Genomic DNA, 19,891 nt, shown 5'->3' on the forward strand with positions numbered 1-19,891 from the left:
AAAAGTATCTCTACAAAAGATTTCACTGTTAATCAAATTCGTTATAGCGTATTGAGGTTATATTCGGTGTTCTACCCAACAATTCGGTGCTTTTGCTGCTAATTCCTTTGTTTAGTTTAGATAAGAAAAACAGGGACTCCGATCGCGTCATGATCGTAATCCCTGTTTAAACAACCTGCAAATTACGACGCAGCTAGTTGTCCGTCATTATCTACTTTCTTTTTACGCAAATATTGAATCGCCATTAAGAAAATTAAGAGAACAATGCCAATCGAATCAGTAATCCATGAACCATGAATAAATACTAACGCCGTCCCTAGTGCTAATATCCGCTCATAAAAGCGTAACTTCACTAGGAGGAAATTTTGGATAAAGACGACAAACGCAATGATGCCAAGTAGTGCTGTAAAAATATTTTGCGCGATAACAGGCCAAGAATAAAGCCCTGCATTCTCAGGTAATAAGAGAATAACTGTATTCGTTGCAAAGACAAATGGCAGGAGCAAAGCACCCGAGTCAAACTTAAAGCCTTGTATTCCGGTTCGAATCGGTTCAGAGTTCGCGATTCCCGAGACAGCATATGCTGGTAAATTAATCGGCGGTGTGTCATCTGCTAATATGCCGTAATATAAAACGAACAAGTGGGCCGCCATAATTGGAACATCCATTTGGACAAGTGCTGGAGCAACCATCGCCGCTAGAATGACGTATGTTGCTGTCGTCGGTAACCCAAGACCTAAAATTAAACAAGCAACTAACGTAAATGCGAGAGCCAGATAAAGATTATCTCCTGCGAAACCAACGATAATAATTGGCAGTTTCGCTGATAAACCAGTAAGGTTTATCACCCCGATTAAAATTCCTGCTGTCGCACAAGCAACAACTACAGTTAGTGAGTTACGCGCAGCCATTTCAAACCCTGCAAATAACTCTCTCATACCAAAGCGAACGGGGGCTGCATCGACTTTGAAGCTCTTTTGTAGTAAGACAACAAAAATAGAAACAAAAATCCCGATTGCGACCATGACGGCAATTTCAATGTTCCAATCTAAGACGAAGTGCATCCCGTAAGCAAATGCACCAACAATTGCTGCAATCATAATTCCTGTTCCCATTTTCTCACGGAAACGATGCGTGAACACCGCTAGTGTAAGCAAGATGACGATCGAGAAAAAGGCCGCATTTGGAACGGTATTTCCTTGAACTAGGAAATATACAAGGACGATCACCGGTAAGATCAAGTACCCATGTTGAATCAACGTTTTCCTTGCTGAAACGAGCATTTCTTTCGGTAATCCTTTTATATTGTGCTTTGATGCTTCAATATGAACCATAAATAAAATCGCGATATAACTTAAGATAGCTGGTATTGCAGCAGAACGAATAATCTCTGCATATGTGTACGGCGTATATTCAATCATTAAAAACGCCGCAGCACCCATGATTGGTGGTAACAATTGACCACTTGATGAAGCTGCTACCTCAATTCCCCCAGCCGTTTGTGGCCTAAATCCAACCTTTTTCATAAGAGGAATAGTAAATGTCCCTGTTGTTACAGCATTGGCAACCGAGCTACCAGAAATTGATCCGAGCATCCCTGATGAGACAACCGCTGCTTTGGCAGGTCCACCTTTGTATTTACCGAACGCTCGTAGTGCGAGATCGATAAACATTTTCCCGGCTCCTGTTGCTTCTAATATCGCTCCAAATAAGATGAAAATAAAAACATAGACAGCTGATACCGATAACGGTGTACTAAAAATCCCTGACGTTGTATAAGTCATTTCATATATAAAGTTTTCAAAATTAGCCCGCGTATGTCGGAATGGGGGATTTAAGTGCTGTCCTAAAAAGAAATAGGCAATAAAAAAACCAGCAATAATCACAAGCGGTTTTCCAACGACACGTCTTGTTACCTCGAGTACAAGCACAAGTAGGGTAATCCCGACAACCTTGTCAATATCGGTCATACGCCCAGTTAAAATCGATGAGGATGTTTGGTTGGCATACAGATAATAACCGACCCCAATCGCAATTAAGGCAAGAAGAAAGTCATACCAAACAATTTTCGTCTGACCTAACCCTCGTTTAATTGGAAAAATCAGAAAGACAAGCGCGAGAGCAAATGTTAAATGAATAATCATATGCGAGCGTGTTCCCACTCCTGGTATTAGGCCAAATCCAGCAGTATAAAGATGATAGATCGACATTAATATGGCAAGAACTAAAATTAATAAAGCCATCCAACCACGAACAGACCGGTCACTTCCAGCAAGTTCATTCACTTTCTTCTCCACGTCCGGATCTGCCTGGTAGCTGATTTCTTCTTTCTTTGACATAGTTTCAACTCCTTAAAAGAGGATGTACAGTGGTCTGAGTTCAAGTGTCAGACCCTTAGTTATTCTTTTTTCAATACTTGAATCCGTATCCGCTCTCCACTCAATTCACTCGATAAATCGACCGCCTTTTCACCATAGTAAAAGGAATGTGGGAATAAATCGGATGGTAATAGATTCAGAGAATCGATTTCCCGTTCCTCTTGTATGACAAAAAAACCGTCAATTCGTTCAAGATTATCTTTCGTTTCATATGGTATTCCAGCTCCGAACGACTTCGTCCAACTTTCTGTTGCAATCATATGATAATTTTCATCGATTTTATAGTACTCTCTCACCGGTGATAACTCAACAGAGTGGAGATACTCGTGATAAAACGTATCATTGGGATACACAGGCGCTTCAAAGTATACGGTATCTTCATAAGGCAGGTAAATTTGCAAGAAGTATTTCTGTTTTTCACCCGACGATAAGAACATTAGGTTAATAGCTAGTAGAAGGAACAAAAAGGCAGTGCTTAAAAGCAATGCCTTTTTGCTGTATTTCTTATTTCTACTGCTCATCGAAGAAACGTTGCGCACCTGGATGAACATCAATTGGCATACCTTCTAAGGCAGTGTCTAATGTGATGTTCGCACCTTGTTGATGAGCGTTACTGAATTGATCCGTATTCTCGAACATTGCTTTTGTAATTTCATAAACAAGGTCCTCATCCATATCAGATGATACAACTAACATCGCAAGTACAGCCGCTGTTGTTGCATCTCCTTCCGTATCGTACGTGTCTGCAGTTACTGTATACTCCGTATAGTAAGGATACTCAGCAGCTAACTCAGCAATTTTTTCTGAGCTAAACGAAACTAGATTAATATCTTTCGTTGCTTTCAACGCTTCTACTGCACCTGTTGGTAAACCAGCTGTAATGAAAGCTGCGTCGATATTACCATCTTGGATCGCTCCAGCAGCGTCACCAAAAGCCATGTACTCTGCAGTAATATCATCATATGTGATATCGTGAATTTCTAGAATTTGGCGCGCGTTCGCTTCGGCACCTGAACCTATGTCGCCAACAGCAATACGCTTACCTACCAAATCTTCAACTGTTTCAATTCCGCTATCAGCAGCAGTAATAATTTGAATAACCTCTGGGTATAGTGTTGCGATCCCTTGGAATCCTTCCAAAGCACCCTCATCTTCAAACAATTGAATACCTTCACTAGCATAGTAAGCAATATCGTTTTGAACTAAAGCAAGATCAGCATCTCCGTCGACGATTCCGTTGATGTTAACAACAGAAGCACCAGAAGAGAATGACGCTGCTAGTACGTTATCAACATTTTCATTGATAATCTTATTTGCAAGAGCTGCTCCAAGTGGGTAGTATGTACCTTGCTCGCCACCAGTCATGATTGTAATATCAGTGAAATCACCAGCATCCGCATCACCAGCGTCTTCTGTTTCCTCACCGGCATCAGCACCGCCGTCAGTTTCTGGCTCCGCATCGTCCGTACCACCACATGCAGCTAGTACTAACATAAGAACTAGCATCATTAAGAAACTTAACTTTTTCATGTAATTTCCCCCTTATTTCTGTAAGTTTTTATTTTTTTGCAAATAATTGATTATTCGCAAAATAATATACATTGTCTATTGTATAGGCAAGTTCAATATTTTACAACTTATTACTTACTTTCCAAAATATTTTTATGTAATTTTACCTCACTTCCTATTAAATGGTACTATTTTCATCTAGGATAATTGGAATGGTAAGCGGTCGCTAACCTATAGAGTGGGTGTTGCATATAGTGTAATGACTGATATATTTCATGTAGAAAGGACTGAAATTAGTGTTTCAACAAAATTACGGTCCGTTTTATCCGTACTACTACCGCAGGCCGGAATCTTCTTTTCCACCGGTTACGATTGAATACTTTGGAAAATCATTAACAGCCTATTTAACATTATTAGAACATGGCAGAATAATAATCAACAGTCTTGTTACTTCCCAAGACACAATGGTTCAATTAATGGAAGCCGCTCAAGCAAGTGATGATGCCCAAGTAGACCAGGTCATTAAATCAACAGGAGTCCCATCAGTTGTAGAAACTTCCTACACTCCAACAGGTGTTACCTTCACTTTACGTGCGGATGCAGAAGGGTCGCAGTGTTGTCGATTAACGATGTATCTTAGATGGGGGTTTTGAAAGAAAAAGCAATTCGCACTCGCGAATCGCTTTTTTTGATATTTGTATAGACCTTACAATATGTATAACATTAATGTTAGAGTGTTAAGGAGTGGCAGCATCTTTTTAAGTATCTTCTCGCCAAACATACGACTCAAATCAAAAGAAACTGCCGTGGAACTTATATCGGCAGCCTAAGGAATAGAAGTCCTCCTCCTAACAGAAAGACCTCTATTCATACTTCATTTTCAGTAAAGCGTCCTTGCCTTTCATGCCAGCTGTAATTCCAAGTTGCTCAGCTTCTAAAGTGACAGATTCTAAAGGTGCTTCTAACAGCTGATCAATGGTTCTAACACCAACAGCACGACCGGCCACAATTTTTCGTTCTTTCAGTTTCTCATTTAATAAAGCAACGTCTAATGCTCCACACATGATATAACCTGTGTCGTTCATGACTGCCATAAAATTAGTCTTAGGTAGCTTTAATGTAACAGCAATAAACGTCTCACTTTCAATTTTAATTGGATTCATTTCAAGCACTGATTACACCCTCCTAACTAGATTCTCACTTCATTGTCATTAGTACGATATGAAAATATAGTAAGAGGCGTGAACCTATTTATGTCCAAATTTGTTTAAGCTTCCAAGCTAGTACATCGCGAAGAAACTCAGGCATGAAGTAATGTTTATTTTTCGATTCTGCAATGGCAGGAAATAAATAACCAAATGTGTACATGTCCAATGTAGCAAGTGAATATAGTTGACCTTTTTCAAGCGGCTGTCCTAAGACCCTTATTGATTCACCGTAATAGTCAACTTCAATTCCTGTGAACAGCATTTTCCCAAGAATTTTGCCACGAAAACCAAACCCTTTTAGCTCAAGATGAGTCAACTCCCGTGTCAGCGCACGTTTAATCGTCTCCTCTAACTCTTCTCCTGTCAGATTGACGACACAAGGATTAATCGGGTGTGGACAAATTCGGTGGATATCCCCTTTTGTAATCGTTCCTTTTTCAAGAGAATCAATGAGTACACCTGCATTCATCATGCCAATATCCTTCCCACACCACTCCGTTAAGGCATCACATAAAAGCTGTCCTGCCTCGTTTTTTTCTTGCCATTGAACAGGAAGACATTTTGGGAGAACTGCTACTCGTTCATGCAAGATTGCACTTGTCTTTTCCTTCATATCAGCTAGAAGTAGATCCGTCGCTTCGTCAGTTGGTTGATTGGAAACGTCCAATAAGGTTGCCTCTTTTCGATAGAGGAGATTGTTGTTTCGGTCAAATTCAATCTCTATTTTCCCAAGAAAAGCACCATTCTTGCCAGCCTGAGCAATTAGTGTGTCATTTATGTACATTCCAGTTGGTAGAACATGATGAGTATGTGCGCCAAGAATAACATCAATTCCTTCAAACTCATTAGCAATGAGCTCGTCCTTACGCAATCCTAAATGTGACATAAGGACAACAATATCAGCTTCTTCTCTAAGTACTGGTAAAATTTCTGCTAATGTATCCGTTGGTGATACTACTTGCCAACCTAATAATTCATAGAAATGGACAAATGGTGCCGTTAATCCAATCATCCCTACTTTAATTCCATTTTTTAAAGTGTGTACGAAAGAAGGTTTCGCCCAAGTTGGACGTCTTCCATCGGCGTGCAACACATTAGCAAGAAGAACAGGAAATGTTGCTTGATCGTACAAAGCTTCAAGTTGATCTTTAGAAAAGGTAACGCCTTCATTATTCCCTATCGTCACAAAGTCTGCTTGTGCTTCATTTAACAATTCTACGTTTCCTCTTCCCACCATTGCTTCAGTTAGTGGATTGCTACGATCCGCATGGTCACCAAGCTCTAAATAAAGTGTTTGTTCATCTCGTTCAGCTTTTAGATGAGCAACGATTTGTGACCAGTTGTCAAAGCAACTATGTATATCATTCGTGTGAAAAATCGTAACTCGCTCAATCGTCAAAATAAAAATCCTCCTTTTCCAAGTATTGCAGTTATGTCATACCTTCATAAATTAACCTGAGTGCCATAATAATTAGAACGACACGAAGAACGAGAACGAGCCTATCACTAGAAAGACGACGGTTTATCGCCGCTCCAAGAGTCCCCCCGAACCAAGCTCCAGGAATAAGCGCTACAGCATACATCCAATTAACATTGCATTGGATAATATGAGATATCGACCCAACAATAGCCGATAACAAAATGATAAACATCGATGTGGCTACTGCTAGATGAGGTGGAAAGGCAAAGAGGACGATCATGGCTGGAACCAATAATGAGCCTCCTCCTATTCCAAACAAGCCAGACAGCATTCCTACTACAAATGATAAAATAAGAACAGGAAAAACCCTGTAACCATATGTATACACATCTCCATTTTCATCCGTAGAGATTCTTTCTATCCCTTTACCTGACCTTGAAAGAGGAGATAATCGATTCCGAATAAATAGGACAAAAGAGACGAATAAAATAAAAAAACCTAAATAAATTTGAAATGAATTCGTATCAAAACCTCGATTTAACCATGTTCCCACGATCGCTCCTGGGCCGCTAGCGCTAAAAAAAAGCAACCCACTTTTATAATCTACTTTCTTTTGCTTCATATAAGAAAGCGTTGCTGATACACCCGTGAAAATCATAATAAGCAGCGACGTGCCAACGGCCACTTGCGGGGTTATATCGAGAAACCCAAGGCTTGCGAGCATAAGCAAGGCAGGAACAACAACAATTCCGCCCCCGAGCCCCATTAAACTTCCTAATGTACCTCCAAGTAAGCCAACAACTACTAAGATGAACCAAACCATTATTTCACCTGATTTCTGATACTTTATATAAACAATTTTGCTCATTCTTCGAGATAGTTCAAAAAGGGCACACTAGCCCTTTTTGAACTACCTCTATTATCAGGAAAACAAGTCAAGTTGTCTAGGTGCCAAATCTTGATATTCAATTTCTAGAAAATCTATAAGTTGTTTCGCATTGCTTGCTGCATCTCCACCAGAGTTATTATTAAAAACAACAAAAATATCCTTTGATTGTGAGGTCAGTTGCTCAAGATTCCTTTTCCACTCTTTTAGTTCTGTTTCATTATATTTATACAAATAACGCACGTCTCTCCATGTACCATCTCCAGGATCATTCCAGCCATGGACATTACGTCCATGAAACCTGATCAATGTTTTGAGAGGGTTCGTTGCTTCTAAGACGGTCGGAACCGAACGCATACCTGCCTGAGGTTCATCACATATACTATGGATCCACTTTTCTTCTCGCATAAAATATAGCGTCTTACTTCGCATTTCGCCTTCGAACCAAGAACGATGTCTAAACTCAAGTGCAAGTGGAAGGCCTTTAAGCTGCTCCTTCACATAACGAATCCATTGCACATGTTCTTTTTTGCAATCAAACCAAGGAGGAAACTGACAGAGAACCATCGCTAACTTATTAGAAGCAAGCAACGGTTCTAAAGATTGACGAAAAGCCACAATCATTTCTTCTTTCGTTTCAAATGGAGCAAAACCCTGCTGATGACCCGTTATTCCTTGAAAAGCTTTCACAATGAATTGAAAAGTTGGAGGAGTTTCACGAACCCATTTGTTCATATTCCGAATGGGTTGCACCGCATAATAAGAGGCATCAATCTCTACAATTGGGAAATGTCCAGCATATAATTCTAGCTTAGATTGTCTATCTGTACCAGTGTATAAATCGTCATGATCTCCCCAACCAGCTAAGCCAATATAGATCATTTGTTATTTCAACTCCTTTCCCATATGCCGAAACTATACTAATGAAGGAATGGTTTTTTAAGAGGTACGATCTGCCGTCATGACCAAACGTCCCCCTTCAGCCTTGCATATATTACCGTTAGTTTTTTTTATTAATTTTATCATGAAAACCTATCGTTTTCAGAATAGAAAACTTATTTTGTCCCGCCTCAGGAGAAATTTTAACTCTACGCTCCTTAAGAATTACCTCCTTCTGACATCCTTTTTTTATAAAAAAAGGATAGATGAAAGCAAAAGCTTGTCTCTATCCTTCCATTTTTAATATTCAGTTGTAATAATCGGTGTTCCGATTGTGACGTTAACAGAATCAGTTTGCCCAGAATTTCTCACTCCGATTTGCAAGTTAATATTATCCTCTTGGTTAACAGCAATTCCTAAATCCCACTTTTGATTGTAAGCTGAGATGGAAACAAAGTCACTCTCAGTTAACCCTTCCTTTACCTCCCCTGAAAAGGCAGCGACTAAATCCGTTGCAACACTTTGTAGCTCATCATTTTTCGCTTCATTCATTGTTCCACGTACTGTAAAATAAGTCGAGTCACTTTGCATCTTTTCTGAAACTACTGCCCTGCTTTCTGAATTCCACTTCTCTCCATTGATTTGATGAGTGATACTAATGACCTGTTTCCCCGCATCCTCATAAGAGGTGAACACGATCCGTTCGTCTAAGTTGTTATCCTCACTTGGTCTTGTACCGACAACTTTCCGATAATGCGCATTTTGCACATTTTCTTTCACCCATTTAAAACGAGGGTTCTCCTTCTTGATATTTTCTATCATATTTTCTACTTCATTAGAATTTCGTACAATTATATTTTCTTGTTTAGAATAAGCCGACCAGGATTTGATCAACATGTCTTTATTTTCTGCAACATCAATAATATCCACAAGTTCGCTTAACCGATTCGCATCACTGCTAACAGAATGAAACGTATAAAAAGTAAACATAAACGTTACTACTACACTATAAATAAGAATTTGTTTGACCATGCTAACTCACCTCCCTAACATCATTAACAGATTAATAGAGAAGTATACAAAAGTTATCTTAAACTCTTAGCAATGAGTGAAAGCACTTCTTTATTTTAAGCCTCCTCTGAGCGGATTCCTCAGCCCAAGCGCGCAGAAGGTTACTCTGTTTGTTCAAGATAATAGAAAACACGTACATCTTTCATTGATGAACGTGTTCTAAAACTATTACGATTGATTACAAACTGTACTTAGTTTGACCTTATCAAAAAAAGAAGCGAACCCACTTCTGGATTCGCTTCTTGTATTCATTAACCGATTGAACCTTCCATCTCAAACTTGATAAGACGGTTCATTTCAACGGCATATTCCATTGGAAGTTCTTTTGTAAACGGCTCGATGAAGCCCATTACGATCATTTCTGTTGCTTCTTGCTCAGAAATCCCGCGGCTCATTAAGTAGAAGAGTTGATCTTCAGATACTTTTGAAACCGTTGCTTCATGCTCAAGAGTAATATTGTTGTTCAAAATTTCATTATATGGAATTGTATCAGAAGTTGATTCGTTATCCATGATGAGTGTATCACACTCGATCTTCGACTTAGAGCCAGCTGATCTTCGGCCAAAGTGACAGATACCGCGGTATGTTACTTTCCCACCATGTTTTGAAATGGACTTCGATACAATCGTAGATGAACAGTTTGGCGCAAGATGGTGAACTTTCGCTCCCGCATCTTGATGTTGACCTTTACCAGCAATTGCGATGGAAAGAATCGTCCCTTTTGCACCTTCGCCACGCATTACTACAGCTGGGTATTTCATCGTCAATTTCGAACCGATGTTACCATCAACCCATTCCATTGTCGCCCCAGCATCAGCTACTGCACGCTTTGTAACAAGGTTGAAGATGTTTGGTGCCCAGTTTTGAATCGTTGTGTAACGGCAATATGCGTTCTTTTTAACAATGATTTCAACAACCGCACTGTGTAGCGAGTTTGTTGAGTAAACTGGAGCTGTACAACCTTCAACATAGTGTACAGAACTATCTTCGTCCGCGATAATTAACGTACGCTCAAACTGACCCATGTTTTCTGAGTTAATACGGAAGTACGCTTGTAATGGCGTTTCAGACTTAACACCTTTTGGTACATAGATAAACGAACCACCAGACCATACAGCTGAGTTTAATGCTGCAAACTTGTTATCAGATGGAGGAATAATTGTTCCAAAGTGCTCTTTGAAAATTTCCTCATGCTCTCTGAGCGCCGTATCTGTATCTGTGAAAAGAATTCCTACATCCGTTAGTTCTTGTTTCATGCTGTGGTAAACTACTTCAGATTCATACTGAGCCGAAACCCCAGCTAAATATTTTTGTTCCGCTTCTGGAATACCAAGCTTATCAAACGTGTTCTTGATTTCTTCTGGTACTTCATCCCAAGATTTCTCTGACTTCTCTGATGGCTTAACATAGTAAGTAATGTCATCAAAGTGAAGTTCTGATAAATCTCCGCCCCATTGCGGCATTGGCATCTTATAAAATTGTTCTAATGATTTTAAACGGAAGTCTAACATCCATTGTGGTTCACTCTTCATGCGTGAGATTTCTTCAACGATTTCTTTCGTTAACCCACGCTTTGAACGGAAAATCGAGACATCTTTGTCTGAGAAACCATATTGATATTCTCCGATTTCTGGCATTTTTTTAGCCATTTTAAAACCCTCCTTCTAATTGTGTACCGAGTTTTATAAAAAGGTCAAAAATCAACTTTTTTATAAAAACCTTTTACTTGTGATCGTTGATTCCCTTTTCCATTGCCTTCCATGCAAGAGTCGCACATTTAATACGAGCTGGAAACTTCGCTACCCCTTGTAATGCTTCAATATCCCCTAAGTCAAAACGCTCATCATCATATTCTTTTCCGAGCATTATATCTGAAAAAATGTTAGACATCGCTACAGCCTCATCCAATTTCAAGCCTTTAATCGCTTGAGTCATCATTGAAGCGGAAGCTAAGCTGATCGAACATCCTTCACCAACAAATTTGGCATCAGTAACCTTATCGTCTTCAACTTTCATTTGAATCTGAATGCGGTCACCACATGTTGGATTATTCATATTTACGGTAACGGTATCTCCATCAAATTCCCCTCTGTTACGCGGGTTTTTGTAGTGATCCATAATGACCTGTCTGTATAGTGTATCAAGTTTAGAAGACATCGCCAAAGTACTCCTTTGTTTTTACTAGTCCCGTGACAAGTGCATCAACGTCCTCTTTCGTGTTGTATAAATAAAAGCTAGCACGAGCTGTTGCTGTGACGTCAAGCCATTTCATAAGCGGCTGTGCACAATGATGACCTGCACGAACTGCGATTCCCTCAGCATCTAAGACTGTTGCGACATCGTGCGGATGAACATCATCCAAATTGAACGTCACAACACCTGCACGCTTTTTCGGTCCGAAAATTTTCAACCCGTCAATTTCAGATAACCGCTCCATTGCATATTCAGCCAGTTCATGTTCATGTTTCAGCACATTCTCAAGACCAACCTCTTCTAAGAAGTCAATTGCTGCCCCGAGTCCGATAGCACCTGCAATGATTGGCGTACCACCTTCAAACTTCCAAGGTAGCTCTTTCCATGTTGAATCTTGTAACCCAACAAAGTCAATCATTTCTCCACCAAATTCAATTGGCTCCATCTTCTCGAGTAAGTGCTTCTTGCCATAAAGTGCGCCGATTCCAGTTGGTCCGCCCATTTTGTGACCAGAGAAAGCGAAAAAGTCACAATCCAGGTCTTGGACATTTACCTTCATATGCGGAGTGCTTTGCGCACCGTCGACAACCATAATGGCGCCATTGCGGTGAGCAATTTCGGCAATTTCCTTGATCGGGTTAATCGTTCCAAGCACATTCGACACGTGCATAACCGAAACGAGTTTTGTTTTATTTGTAATAGTCTTCTCTACTTCTTCCAGATCAAGCGTTCCATCAGGCTGAAGTGGGAAATATTTTAACGTTGCCCCCGTTTTCTTTGCAACTTGTTGCCAAGGAATGATGTTACTGTGATGCTCCATTAAGGAAATCACAATTTCATCGCCTTCCTTTAAGTTGTCACGAGCATAACTGGATGCAACTAAATTTAATGCCGTTGTTGTTCCACGTGTGAAGACAATTTCTTCGATTGATTTTGCTCCGATAAAGCTGCGAACCTTTTCACGAGCTCCTTCATATCCATCCGTAGCGAGCGTTCCAAGTGTATGAACTCCTCGATGTACATTGGAATTATAGCGACGGTAGTAATCATCAATTGCTTCAATCACTTTAAGTGGCTTTTGAGAAGTCGCTGCACTATCCAAGTAGACAAGTGGATTTCCGTTGACATTTTGATCAAGAATCGGAAATTGCTTTTTTATCTCTTTGGCATTCATTATTGCACTTTCCCTTCAATAGCCTCTCTTAAACGCTCCTTAACAGACTCAATTGGAAGCTGATTTACAACTGGAGCTAAGAAACCATGAATGACAAGGCGTTCTGCTTCTTTACGAGAAATCCCACGACTCATTAAATAGAACATTTGCAATGGATCTACTTGACCAACTGATGCTGCGTGACCTGCTGTAACGTCATCTTCATCAATTAACAGGATTGGGTTCGCATCTCCACGAGCCTTTTCGCTTAACATTAAAATACGCTCTGTTTGAACTCCGTTTGACTTTGTCGCACCGTGTTCAATTTTGGTAATTCCGTTAAAGATCGCAGATGCTGCTTCACGCATAACACCATGCTTCAGGATATGACCTTCAGAATGCTTGCCATGATGGAAAATTTGTGTCGTGAAGTTTTGCTTTTGCTCTCCGCGACCGATTGTCACTGTTTTTGTATCAGCCCAAGAACCGTCACCAACAAGATGTGTTGTATTTTCAGAAACGGTGTTTCCATCATTCATTTGACCAAGAGCCCAATCGATACGAGCGTCTTTATCAACATGTCCACGACGAACGACATAAGTTGTCACGTTTTTTGCAAGATTATCAACTGCTCCAAATGCAACCTTTGCGTTCGCTTTTGCATAGACTTCTGCAACAATGTTTGCTACTACTTCTTTATCAGCACTTGATGTGTAGTTTTCAACATATGTGACTGAACTATTTTCCTCTGCTACAACAATGACATGATTGCTAAAAATAGCCTCAGGTGTTTCCAATGAGAATACGGCTTGTAAAGGTACTTCCACTTGAACATTTTTTGGAACATAAATGAAAGCTCCACCGTTTAGAAGCGCTGCGTGCAACGCAAGTAGACGGTTTTCGTTTGGCTTCACTGCTTCACCGAACAAATACGGCTTCACAAGATCGGCATGCTTTTCAAGTGCTGTTTGGATATCTGTAAAAATAACACCTTTTTCAGCTAATTCAGCATTTGTCTTTACATATACAGCAGATGTATCTTGTTGAACAAGCAAGTTCTGCTCTTTCGTTTCTTCCCCAATTAAAGCTTGAAGCGCTTCTGGTAAAGCTTTAATAGATGTTGCTTTTGGCTTTTGATTCATATCAAAACGACTTTTCGTAAAATTCCATTTATCTATTCTAGTTTTTTCTGGTTTTGGAAGCTCGGCTGTTTCTGAAAGCTCTAAGCCTTTTAAACGAATGTCGCGTACCCATTCAGGTTCATTGCGTCCATTCGAGAATGATTCTACTTGTTCTTTCTCGAACAATCCTTTTGTCTCGACTGACATACATACCCACCCTTTACTATTGTACTCACTCGCCTATTACGAGTTACGTTTTGTCTATTTACCCGACCTACATTATGCTTCTAGGTTTACGCCTACACGCTCATCTTCGATTCCAAGCTCAGTTTTAATCCAGTCATAACCTTCTGCTTCAAGACGAGTAGCAAGTTCAGCGCCACCAGACTTCACAATGCGACCTTGCATCATAACGTGTACTTTATCAGGTGTAATGTAGTCAAGTAGACGTTGGTAGTGAGTGATGATTAGGCAGCCAAAGTTCTCGCTACGCATTTCGTTAATGCCTTTAGAAACTACTTTAAGTGCATCAATATCTAAACCTGAGTCGATTTCATCAAGGATTGCAAATTTCGGCTCAAGCATTAATAGTTGAAGAATTTCGTTACGCTTCTTTTCCCCACCTGAGAACCCTTCGTTTAAATAACGATGTGAGAAAGAATCATCCATATCAAGAAGTTCCATCTTTTTATCTAATTGACGGATGAACTTCATAAGAGAGATCTCATCGCCTTCCGCACGCTTTGAATTGATCGCTGAACGTAAGAAGTCTGAATTTGTAATTCCGCTAATCTCACTTGGATATTGCATTGCTAAGAAAAGTCCTGCTTTAGCACGCTCATCTACTTCCATCTCAAGGACATCTTCACCATCAATTGTGACAGACCCGCTTGTAATTTCATATTTCGGGTGACCCATAATCGCTGAAGCTAACGTCGATTTCCCCGTTCCGTTCGGTCCCATAATGGCATGAAATTCGCCACCTTTTATCTCAAGATTGAAGTCTTTTAAAATTTCATTTCCTTCAACTGATACGTTTAAGTTTTCGATCTTTAGAAATGGTGCTGACATTACAATTACCTCCAATGTATTTTGCTTTATCTTTAATGGGACAAAGCCGATAATGTTTAGTTTTTATTCTCAATCTATTCTCATTACAATCTTATAACAAATCTATTATAAGTTCAAGGAGCGTGAACTAATTAAACCTACCTCTGTAGTGTTTTCTTTTCCCCTGCTACTATAACGTATGAATGACAGTAGTTAAACCTTTATCGGAATTTCCCTTACAATTTTTTACACAAACCGTATACTGATAATTGAACCAATATAGTCCACTTTAGTTAGCATTCCTTCAAATCACTATGTAAAACAAGAAAATTGTGTTTTCATATAAATGCAGAATTCATTAACGCTTTTTACAGTTTGCCAACATAATCAAAATCGAACAGAGTAGTACCCATGGGTACTACTCTGTTCGATTTTATCACAAGTATGATTTGCTTAGCTAAATTGTGCAGTTAGTTTCTTACTTACTTTATAGTCTTTCTCACGTTCTTTCTCGATTTCAATTCTTTTTTCTAAGTCACGATTATACTCGGCATAACTAGTTCCATGGGATTGTTGCATTGCTTTTTCCATTTCACCATTTTGATGGTTTTTTAATAAATGGATAATGAATCAACCCTTTCTCATTTTGTCTGCAATAATCGTATCATGGTAAGAAAATTTGACCAACATCGAAATTACCTGATCTATCGGAATTTTAAGACGTGAGATCTGATTATGTATCGTCAGAAAACTTCCCAATAGAAATCCTTTCTCATTCTACCTCTAAAACAACATAACTGCCTTTATTGAAGTTGTGAATTATTATTTCCTATCGTAGAAATGCATTCTTGGACTAAAGTAACCGCTTGACTCATTGCCGCACCGCCACCAAACGCAGCTGTTACCCCGACCGTTTCAAGGATTTCTTCTTCTGAACACCCCTGATCTAAACAGCCTTTGGTATGGTAGATGATGCAATACTCATCCTGAGAAAAAACGCTTATTCCTAATGCAATCATCTGCTTTTCCTTTTGAGAAAGTTTCCCATCGGCAAAACACGCCTCTGTGAAAGCATTATACTTTTTGGCGATATTAGGCATTTTTTTCGTGAAATTTCCGATACCTTCTTTATATTCTTGGAGTGCCATTTCAATCGGGTTGTTATCTTGTTGCTGTTGTTGTTGATCCATTCGGTCGCCTCCTCTATCTAGTTAGAACAACGATAGTATCCGTACTAATAGGAAACTTTATTCCATTTTGGTTGTGCTCTTTTTTAAATTTATCCCCAGAGGTTATAGCTTTTTGAGGCAACAAAAAAGACTGACTCAGTTTAACCTCTGATGGAGGTTAAATTTGAGTCAGCCAAAATCTTAATCTTAGCACCAGCCTTCATCGCAACCTTCAACATAAGATTTTACCTCATTTGGGTTTTCTTGTTCATATCGGAACACTTTATCGTTCTCGAATTCAAAGCCTTCAGCCATTTCATGCTGAAATCCTTGATTTGTTTCGATCACTTTCCCGATTTGAGCATCACCCACATATAAGTTCATATGTCCATTTTCATACTTGCCTTTCACTCTGCTCGTTACGTCTACACGTACAAGATTCATCGCTTTAACCTCCTTAAACAGAAGTTAATATTAGGTTGTCCGTTTTTGAGGCGATGAACCATGGTGAAAAAATACAAAAGAGGAAGAGCACTTTTGGCTCTTCCTCTTTTGTGTCTCCATAGAAAACCGGCAATAGCAACACTCACACCACTGCTACAACTTCGCTCATTGCTTCAAGTTTTTCCCAAAAAAGAACATCGACTTTTAGGAAAAAACGCTCCTATTCTTCACTAATCATTTCCTCATATTTCTCTACAGACATTAACTTATCTACTTCACTCGAGTCACTTGGTTCTACAACGATCATCCATGCTTTCTCATATGGAGATTCATTAACGAATTCAGGAGAATCATCAAGGTCTTCGTTTACTTCAACAACTTTCCCACTTACAGGTGCATATAGCTCAGAAACCGTTTTTACTGATTCTACACTTCCGAAAGGCTCGTCCGCTTCAATTTCATCGCCTACTTCTGGAAGCTCAACAAATACAATATCTCCAAGCTCAGATTGAGCGAAATCCGTAATTCCAATACGAACTTTCTCTCCTTCTACTTTTACCCACTCATGTTCTTCTGAATACTTTAATTCTTTAGGTAAGTTGCTCATACTAATACCTCCATCTAATTAATACAAATTTTACTACATTATACCTGCTTTTTGCTCGGAACAAAACCTATTAACTCCAAGTTTGCTCAAATTGTTCCTCTTTAAACCCGACCGTTACGTTTGTTCCATCTGTTGTAATTGGGCGTTTGATTAGCATTCCATTCGACGCAAGCAGCTTAAGTGCCTCATCTTCAGACATTTCTTTTAGTTTGTCTTTTAAGCCAAGCTCACGATATTTTTGTCCACTCGTATTAAAAAATTTCTTCAACTCAAGACCACTTTTTTCAAGAAGCTCACGCAATTCGTCTTTTGATGGCGGATTCTCAACAATATGTATTGCGTTCACTTCAATTCCGTTGTCAGTGAACCATTTCTTTGCTTTTCTACATGTCCCACACTTCGGATACTCATAATAGGTGATTGCCATGTTCCTTGCCTCCTTTCGTTTTTAGTCGTACTTGCGTTGTTCGTTCATATAGGCTTTCTCAACAGGGGCAGACCCCTTACTTAGCTCTACGTTAGGGGTCTGACCCTTGATTTGCTGTTATCCTTGATTTACCTATCCGAACTGTCTCTATTATTGCTTATCTTCTTCTTGTTCACAATGGATTTGCTTTGTATCCCAGGTCGATTGCAGGGCATCATGAACAGAATCTGCGTTTAGTTCATTTGAAAATTCTTCTACCCCAGTAAGTGGTGCCGTGTAGCTAATCTTCTCTTTTTTAGTCATGACCCTTCCTCCTCTCAGATAAATGTAGGATGTGTTAGGCCCAGAGGAATCATGCAAACGTACATTGCTTATGTTGTGACGAGTAAATCTAAAGTTACGACGAGTAACCCCCATCATGGGCGAGAAACCCCTTTTTCATTCAAATTCTCACCCGCTCAAACAATCGTATCTATGACAAAGAAGCCCCATTTGGGACTTCTTTGCACTAGAGAGGAGAATGCTCCATAAGAAAGGAGTATATTTTATTTTCGAGGAACGAATTTCCTCAAAAGTTGTTAATTAAACGACATATCGTTTATTATCTAAGACGACACCTGCAATGCGACGTTTTAACGCTACGACATTGATTGGTGTGTGACGTGTAAGCTTACGAAGAATGCCTAGCATGGTGCGAAGCTTATCACCTTCTTCCATCGCAACTAACGATTCTTTTGCGTGAGCTTCAATTTTATTAAACGCTTCTTGGCAGAATACTTGTGTCATTAAGAGCTTTTGCTCAGCTTTTGCTTCGCCTGATTTGTTCATCGCCTTTTCGGTACGAAGAATCACAGATTCCATTGAGTAGATCTCACTGACGATATCCGCTACATTCGATATGAGTTCTTGTTCATGTTGAAGCTTATCTGCGTATTTTTGGGCTCCATTCCCAGCAACCATTAAGAAAATTTTCTTCGCCATAAAAAGGAGGTACTTCTCTTGCTCAAGTGGCGCGTCCCCAATTTCCTGTGGCATTAACATCATCAGCTCTTCTTGCAAGGCGGTCGCTTTTTGTAAAAGAGGAAGCTCCCCTTTCATCGCCTTACGCATAATCGTACCTGGAACCAGAAGACGGTTTATCTCATTGGTTCCTTCGAAAATTCGGTTAATCCGCGAATCACGATACATGCGCTCCACTTCGTATTCAGCCATAAACCCATAGCCGCCGTGAATTTGAACCGCTTCATCTACGACATAATCAAGTGTTTCTGAGCCAACGACTTTGTTTAAAGAACACTCTATCGCATACTCTGCAATCGCGTTCGCTACAGCACGACCATCTTTTTGTTCCTCATCCGAAAGCCCACCGAGACGTTCTTCAAATAATCCACCTGTACGATAGGTTGAACTTTCCGCTGCATAGGTTGCCGTCGCCATATTGGCAAGCTTTTCTTGAATTAAAGTGAATTTCCCTATTGGCGTTTTGAACTGCTTTCGCTCCGTTGCATATGTGGCAGCTAGTTCAAGCGCACGCTTGGCACTTCCGACACAACCGATTCCTAGTTTATAGCGTCCGACATTCAAAATATTAAAAGCAATGACGTGTCCTTTTCCAATTTCACCAAGGACATTATCCACTGGTACAAGGGCGTCTTGCAAGATCAGCGTTCGCGTTGATGAACCTTTGATCCCCATTTTCTTTTCTTCTGGACCTGTTGACACACCTTCAAACTCCCTTTCAACGATAAACGTTGTGAATTTATCACCATCAATTTTGGCATAGACGATAAATACATCTGCAAAAGCAGAGTTTGTAATCCATTGCTTTTCTCCGTTTAATACATAGTGTGTTCTGGCATCATTTAGAACAGCCGATGTTTTCGCACCAAGTGCATCTGAGCCGGAACTTGGTTCTGTTAAGGCATAGGCTGCTAGTTTTGCACCAGATGCCAGATCAGGTAAATACTTTAACTTTTGCATATGATTTCCAAAAAAAACGATTGGAAGGGTCCCGATTCCAACATGAGCACCGTGACTCAACCCGAAAGCACCACCGCGAACAAACTTTTCCGAAATAAGAGAGGAACTAATTTTATCAAGCCCAAGTCCACCATACTCTTCAGGTACATCTGCACCAAGAAGTCCTAAGTCACCTGCTTCTTTTAAAAGTCTTACTGTATGATCGAATTGATGCTGTTCAATTTTTTCTAGCACCGGCTCTACTTCATTGATAACGAACTCCTCCGTTGTACGACCAATCATCACTTGCTCATCGGTAAAATCTTCTGGCGTAAATACTTGATCTGCACAAACATCCTCCACTAGAAAGCTCCCGCCTTTTACCACTTTGTCTTCCGTTTGACTCATATCTCATTC

At 39.8% G+C, this 19,891-nt stretch carries 21 protein-coding genes; 1 reads left to right on the plus strand and 20 read right to left on the minus strand.

Going from position 1 to position 19,891, the window contains the following annotated elements; translation table 11 throughout:
• Window positions 1-182: 182 nt before the first annotated feature.
• From SAZ04_RS13130 to SAZ04_RS13140, 3 genes are read right to left on the minus strand one after another with little or no spacing between them, the layout of a single operon-like run.
• Window positions 183-2,339 carry a TRAP transporter permease gene (locus SAZ04_RS13130; RefSeq protein ID WP_332695808.1) on the minus strand — a complete coding sequence of 719 codons (2,157 nt, stop codon included), beginning with the start codon at window positions 2,337-2,339 and terminating at the stop codon, window positions 183-185.
• A 59-nt stretch (window positions 2,340-2,398) separates the two neighbouring features.
• The gene (locus SAZ04_RS13135) at window positions 2,399-2,899 is read right to left on the minus strand and encodes a DUF1850 domain-containing protein (protein WP_332695810.1); all 501 of its coding nucleotides are present in this window, start codon (window positions 2,897-2,899) and stop codon (window positions 2,399-2,401) included.
• Window positions 2,889-3,908 (minus strand): TAXI family TRAP transporter solute-binding subunit, encoded by a 1,020-nt coding sequence (locus tag SAZ04_RS13140; RefSeq protein ID WP_332695812.1) that lies wholly within the window; start codon window positions 3,906-3,908, stop codon window positions 2,889-2,891. The genes SAZ04_RS13135 and SAZ04_RS13140 overlap by 11 nt, the downstream gene beginning before the upstream one ends.
• Window positions 3,909-4,183: 275 nt before the next feature.
• Between SAZ04_RS13140 and SAZ04_RS13145 the strand changes: the two genes are divergently transcribed.
• Window positions 4,184-4,540, plus strand: a complete 357-nt coding sequence (locus SAZ04_RS13145; protein WP_332695814.1) for a YuzC family spore coat inner layer protein — start codon at window positions 4,184-4,186, stop codon at window positions 4,538-4,540.
• Between the two features lie 210 nt (window positions 4,541-4,750).
• On the opposite strand, the gene SAZ04_RS13150 is transcribed toward SAZ04_RS13145, so the two are convergent.
• The 17 genes from SAZ04_RS13150 to SAZ04_RS13230 form a co-directional block, all read right to left on the minus strand.
• Entirely contained in the window at window positions 4,751-5,050 is a 300-nt protein-coding gene (locus SAZ04_RS13150; RefSeq protein ID WP_431309004.1) for a YunC family protein, read from the minus strand.
• Between the two features lie 88 nt (window positions 5,051-5,138).
• On the minus strand, window positions 5,139-6,494 hold the full coding sequence (locus SAZ04_RS13155; RefSeq protein ID WP_332695818.1) for a bifunctional metallophosphatase/5'-nucleotidase: 1,356 nt from the start codon (window positions 6,492-6,494) through the stop codon (window positions 5,139-5,141).
• A gap of 31 nt (window positions 6,495-6,525) precedes the next feature.
• A complete protein-coding gene (locus SAZ04_RS13160; RefSeq protein ID WP_332695820.1) occupies window positions 6,526-7,338 on the minus strand; it encodes a sulfite exporter TauE/SafE family protein in 813 nt (270 codons plus the stop codon).
• A gap of 99 nt (window positions 7,339-7,437) precedes the next feature.
• Entirely contained in the window at window positions 7,438-8,283 is an 846-nt protein-coding gene (locus SAZ04_RS13165; protein WP_332695822.1) for a DUF72 domain-containing protein, read from the minus strand.
• Between the two features lie 297 nt (window positions 8,284-8,580).
• Window positions 8,581-9,312 (minus strand): YwmB family TATA-box binding protein, encoded by a 732-nt coding sequence (locus SAZ04_RS13170; protein ID WP_332695824.1) that lies wholly within the window; start codon window positions 9,310-9,312, stop codon window positions 8,581-8,583.
• A gap of 290 nt (window positions 9,313-9,602) precedes the next feature.
• A complete protein-coding gene (gene sufB, locus SAZ04_RS13175; protein WP_332695826.1) occupies window positions 9,603-11,000 on the minus strand; it encodes a Fe-S cluster assembly protein SufB in 1,398 nt (465 codons plus the stop codon).
• A 73-nt stretch (window positions 11,001-11,073) separates the two neighbouring features.
• Window positions 11,074-11,508 (minus strand): Fe-S cluster assembly sulfur transfer protein SufU, encoded by a 435-nt coding sequence (sufU, locus tag SAZ04_RS13180; RefSeq protein WP_332695828.1) that lies wholly within the window; start codon window positions 11,506-11,508, stop codon window positions 11,074-11,076.
• The gene (locus tag SAZ04_RS13185; protein WP_332695830.1) at window positions 11,498-12,718 is read right to left on the minus strand and encodes a cysteine desulfurase; all 1,221 of its coding nucleotides are present in this window, start codon (window positions 12,716-12,718) and stop codon (window positions 11,498-11,500) included. Before SAZ04_RS13185 ends, sufU begins: the two co-directional genes overlap by 11 nt.
• Complete coding sequence (gene sufD / locus SAZ04_RS13190) at window positions 12,718-14,025, minus strand: Fe-S cluster assembly protein SufD (RefSeq protein ID WP_332695832.1); 1,308 nt, start codon at window positions 14,023-14,025, stop codon at window positions 12,718-12,720. Before sufD ends, SAZ04_RS13185 begins: the two co-directional genes overlap by 1 nt.
• 72 nt (window positions 14,026-14,097) lie before the next feature.
• Window positions 14,098-14,889: a Fe-S cluster assembly ATPase SufC gene (gene sufC / locus SAZ04_RS13195; protein ID WP_332695834.1), complete on the minus strand. Its 792-nt coding sequence runs from the start codon at window positions 14,887-14,889 to the stop codon at window positions 14,098-14,100.
• Window positions 14,890-15,321: 432 nt separating this feature from the next.
• Window positions 15,322-15,447 carry a YuzK family famiily protein gene (locus tag SAZ04_RS13200; protein ID WP_332695878.1) on the minus strand — a complete coding sequence of 42 codons (126 nt, stop codon included), beginning with the start codon at window positions 15,445-15,447 and terminating at the stop codon, window positions 15,322-15,324.
• A 224-nt stretch (window positions 15,448-15,671) separates the two neighbouring features.
• Complete coding sequence (locus SAZ04_RS13205) at window positions 15,672-16,058, minus strand: carboxymuconolactone decarboxylase family protein (protein ID WP_332695836.1); 387 nt, start codon at window positions 16,056-16,058, stop codon at window positions 15,672-15,674.
• A 186-nt stretch (window positions 16,059-16,244) separates the two neighbouring features.
• Window positions 16,245-16,481 (minus strand): YusG family protein, encoded by a 237-nt coding sequence (locus tag SAZ04_RS13210; RefSeq protein ID WP_332695838.1) that lies wholly within the window; start codon window positions 16,479-16,481, stop codon window positions 16,245-16,247.
• Between the two features lie 220 nt (window positions 16,482-16,701).
• Complete coding sequence (gene gcvH / locus SAZ04_RS13215; RefSeq protein ID WP_332695840.1) at window positions 16,702-17,088, minus strand: glycine cleavage system protein GcvH; 387 nt, start codon at window positions 17,086-17,088, stop codon at window positions 16,702-16,704.
• Between the two features lie 70 nt (window positions 17,089-17,158).
• A complete protein-coding gene (locus SAZ04_RS13220) occupies window positions 17,159-17,515 on the minus strand; it encodes an arsenate reductase family protein (protein ID WP_332695842.1) in 357 nt (118 codons plus the stop codon).
• Between the two features lie 150 nt (window positions 17,516-17,665).
• Complete coding sequence (locus tag SAZ04_RS13225; protein WP_332695844.1) at window positions 17,666-17,818, minus strand: hypothetical protein; 153 nt, start codon at window positions 17,816-17,818, stop codon at window positions 17,666-17,668.
• A gap of 279 nt (window positions 17,819-18,097) precedes the next feature.
• Entirely contained in the window at window positions 18,098-19,882 is a 1,785-nt protein-coding gene (locus tag SAZ04_RS13230) for an acyl-CoA dehydrogenase FadE (RefSeq protein WP_332695846.1), read from the minus strand.
• Window positions 19,883-19,891: the final 9 nt, after the last annotated feature.

The sequence above is a fragment of the Halalkalibacter lacteus genome, from assembly GCF_036663595.1.
GTDB lineage: Bacteria > Bacillota > Bacilli > Bacillales > Bacillaceae_D > Halalkalibacter > Halalkalibacter lacteus.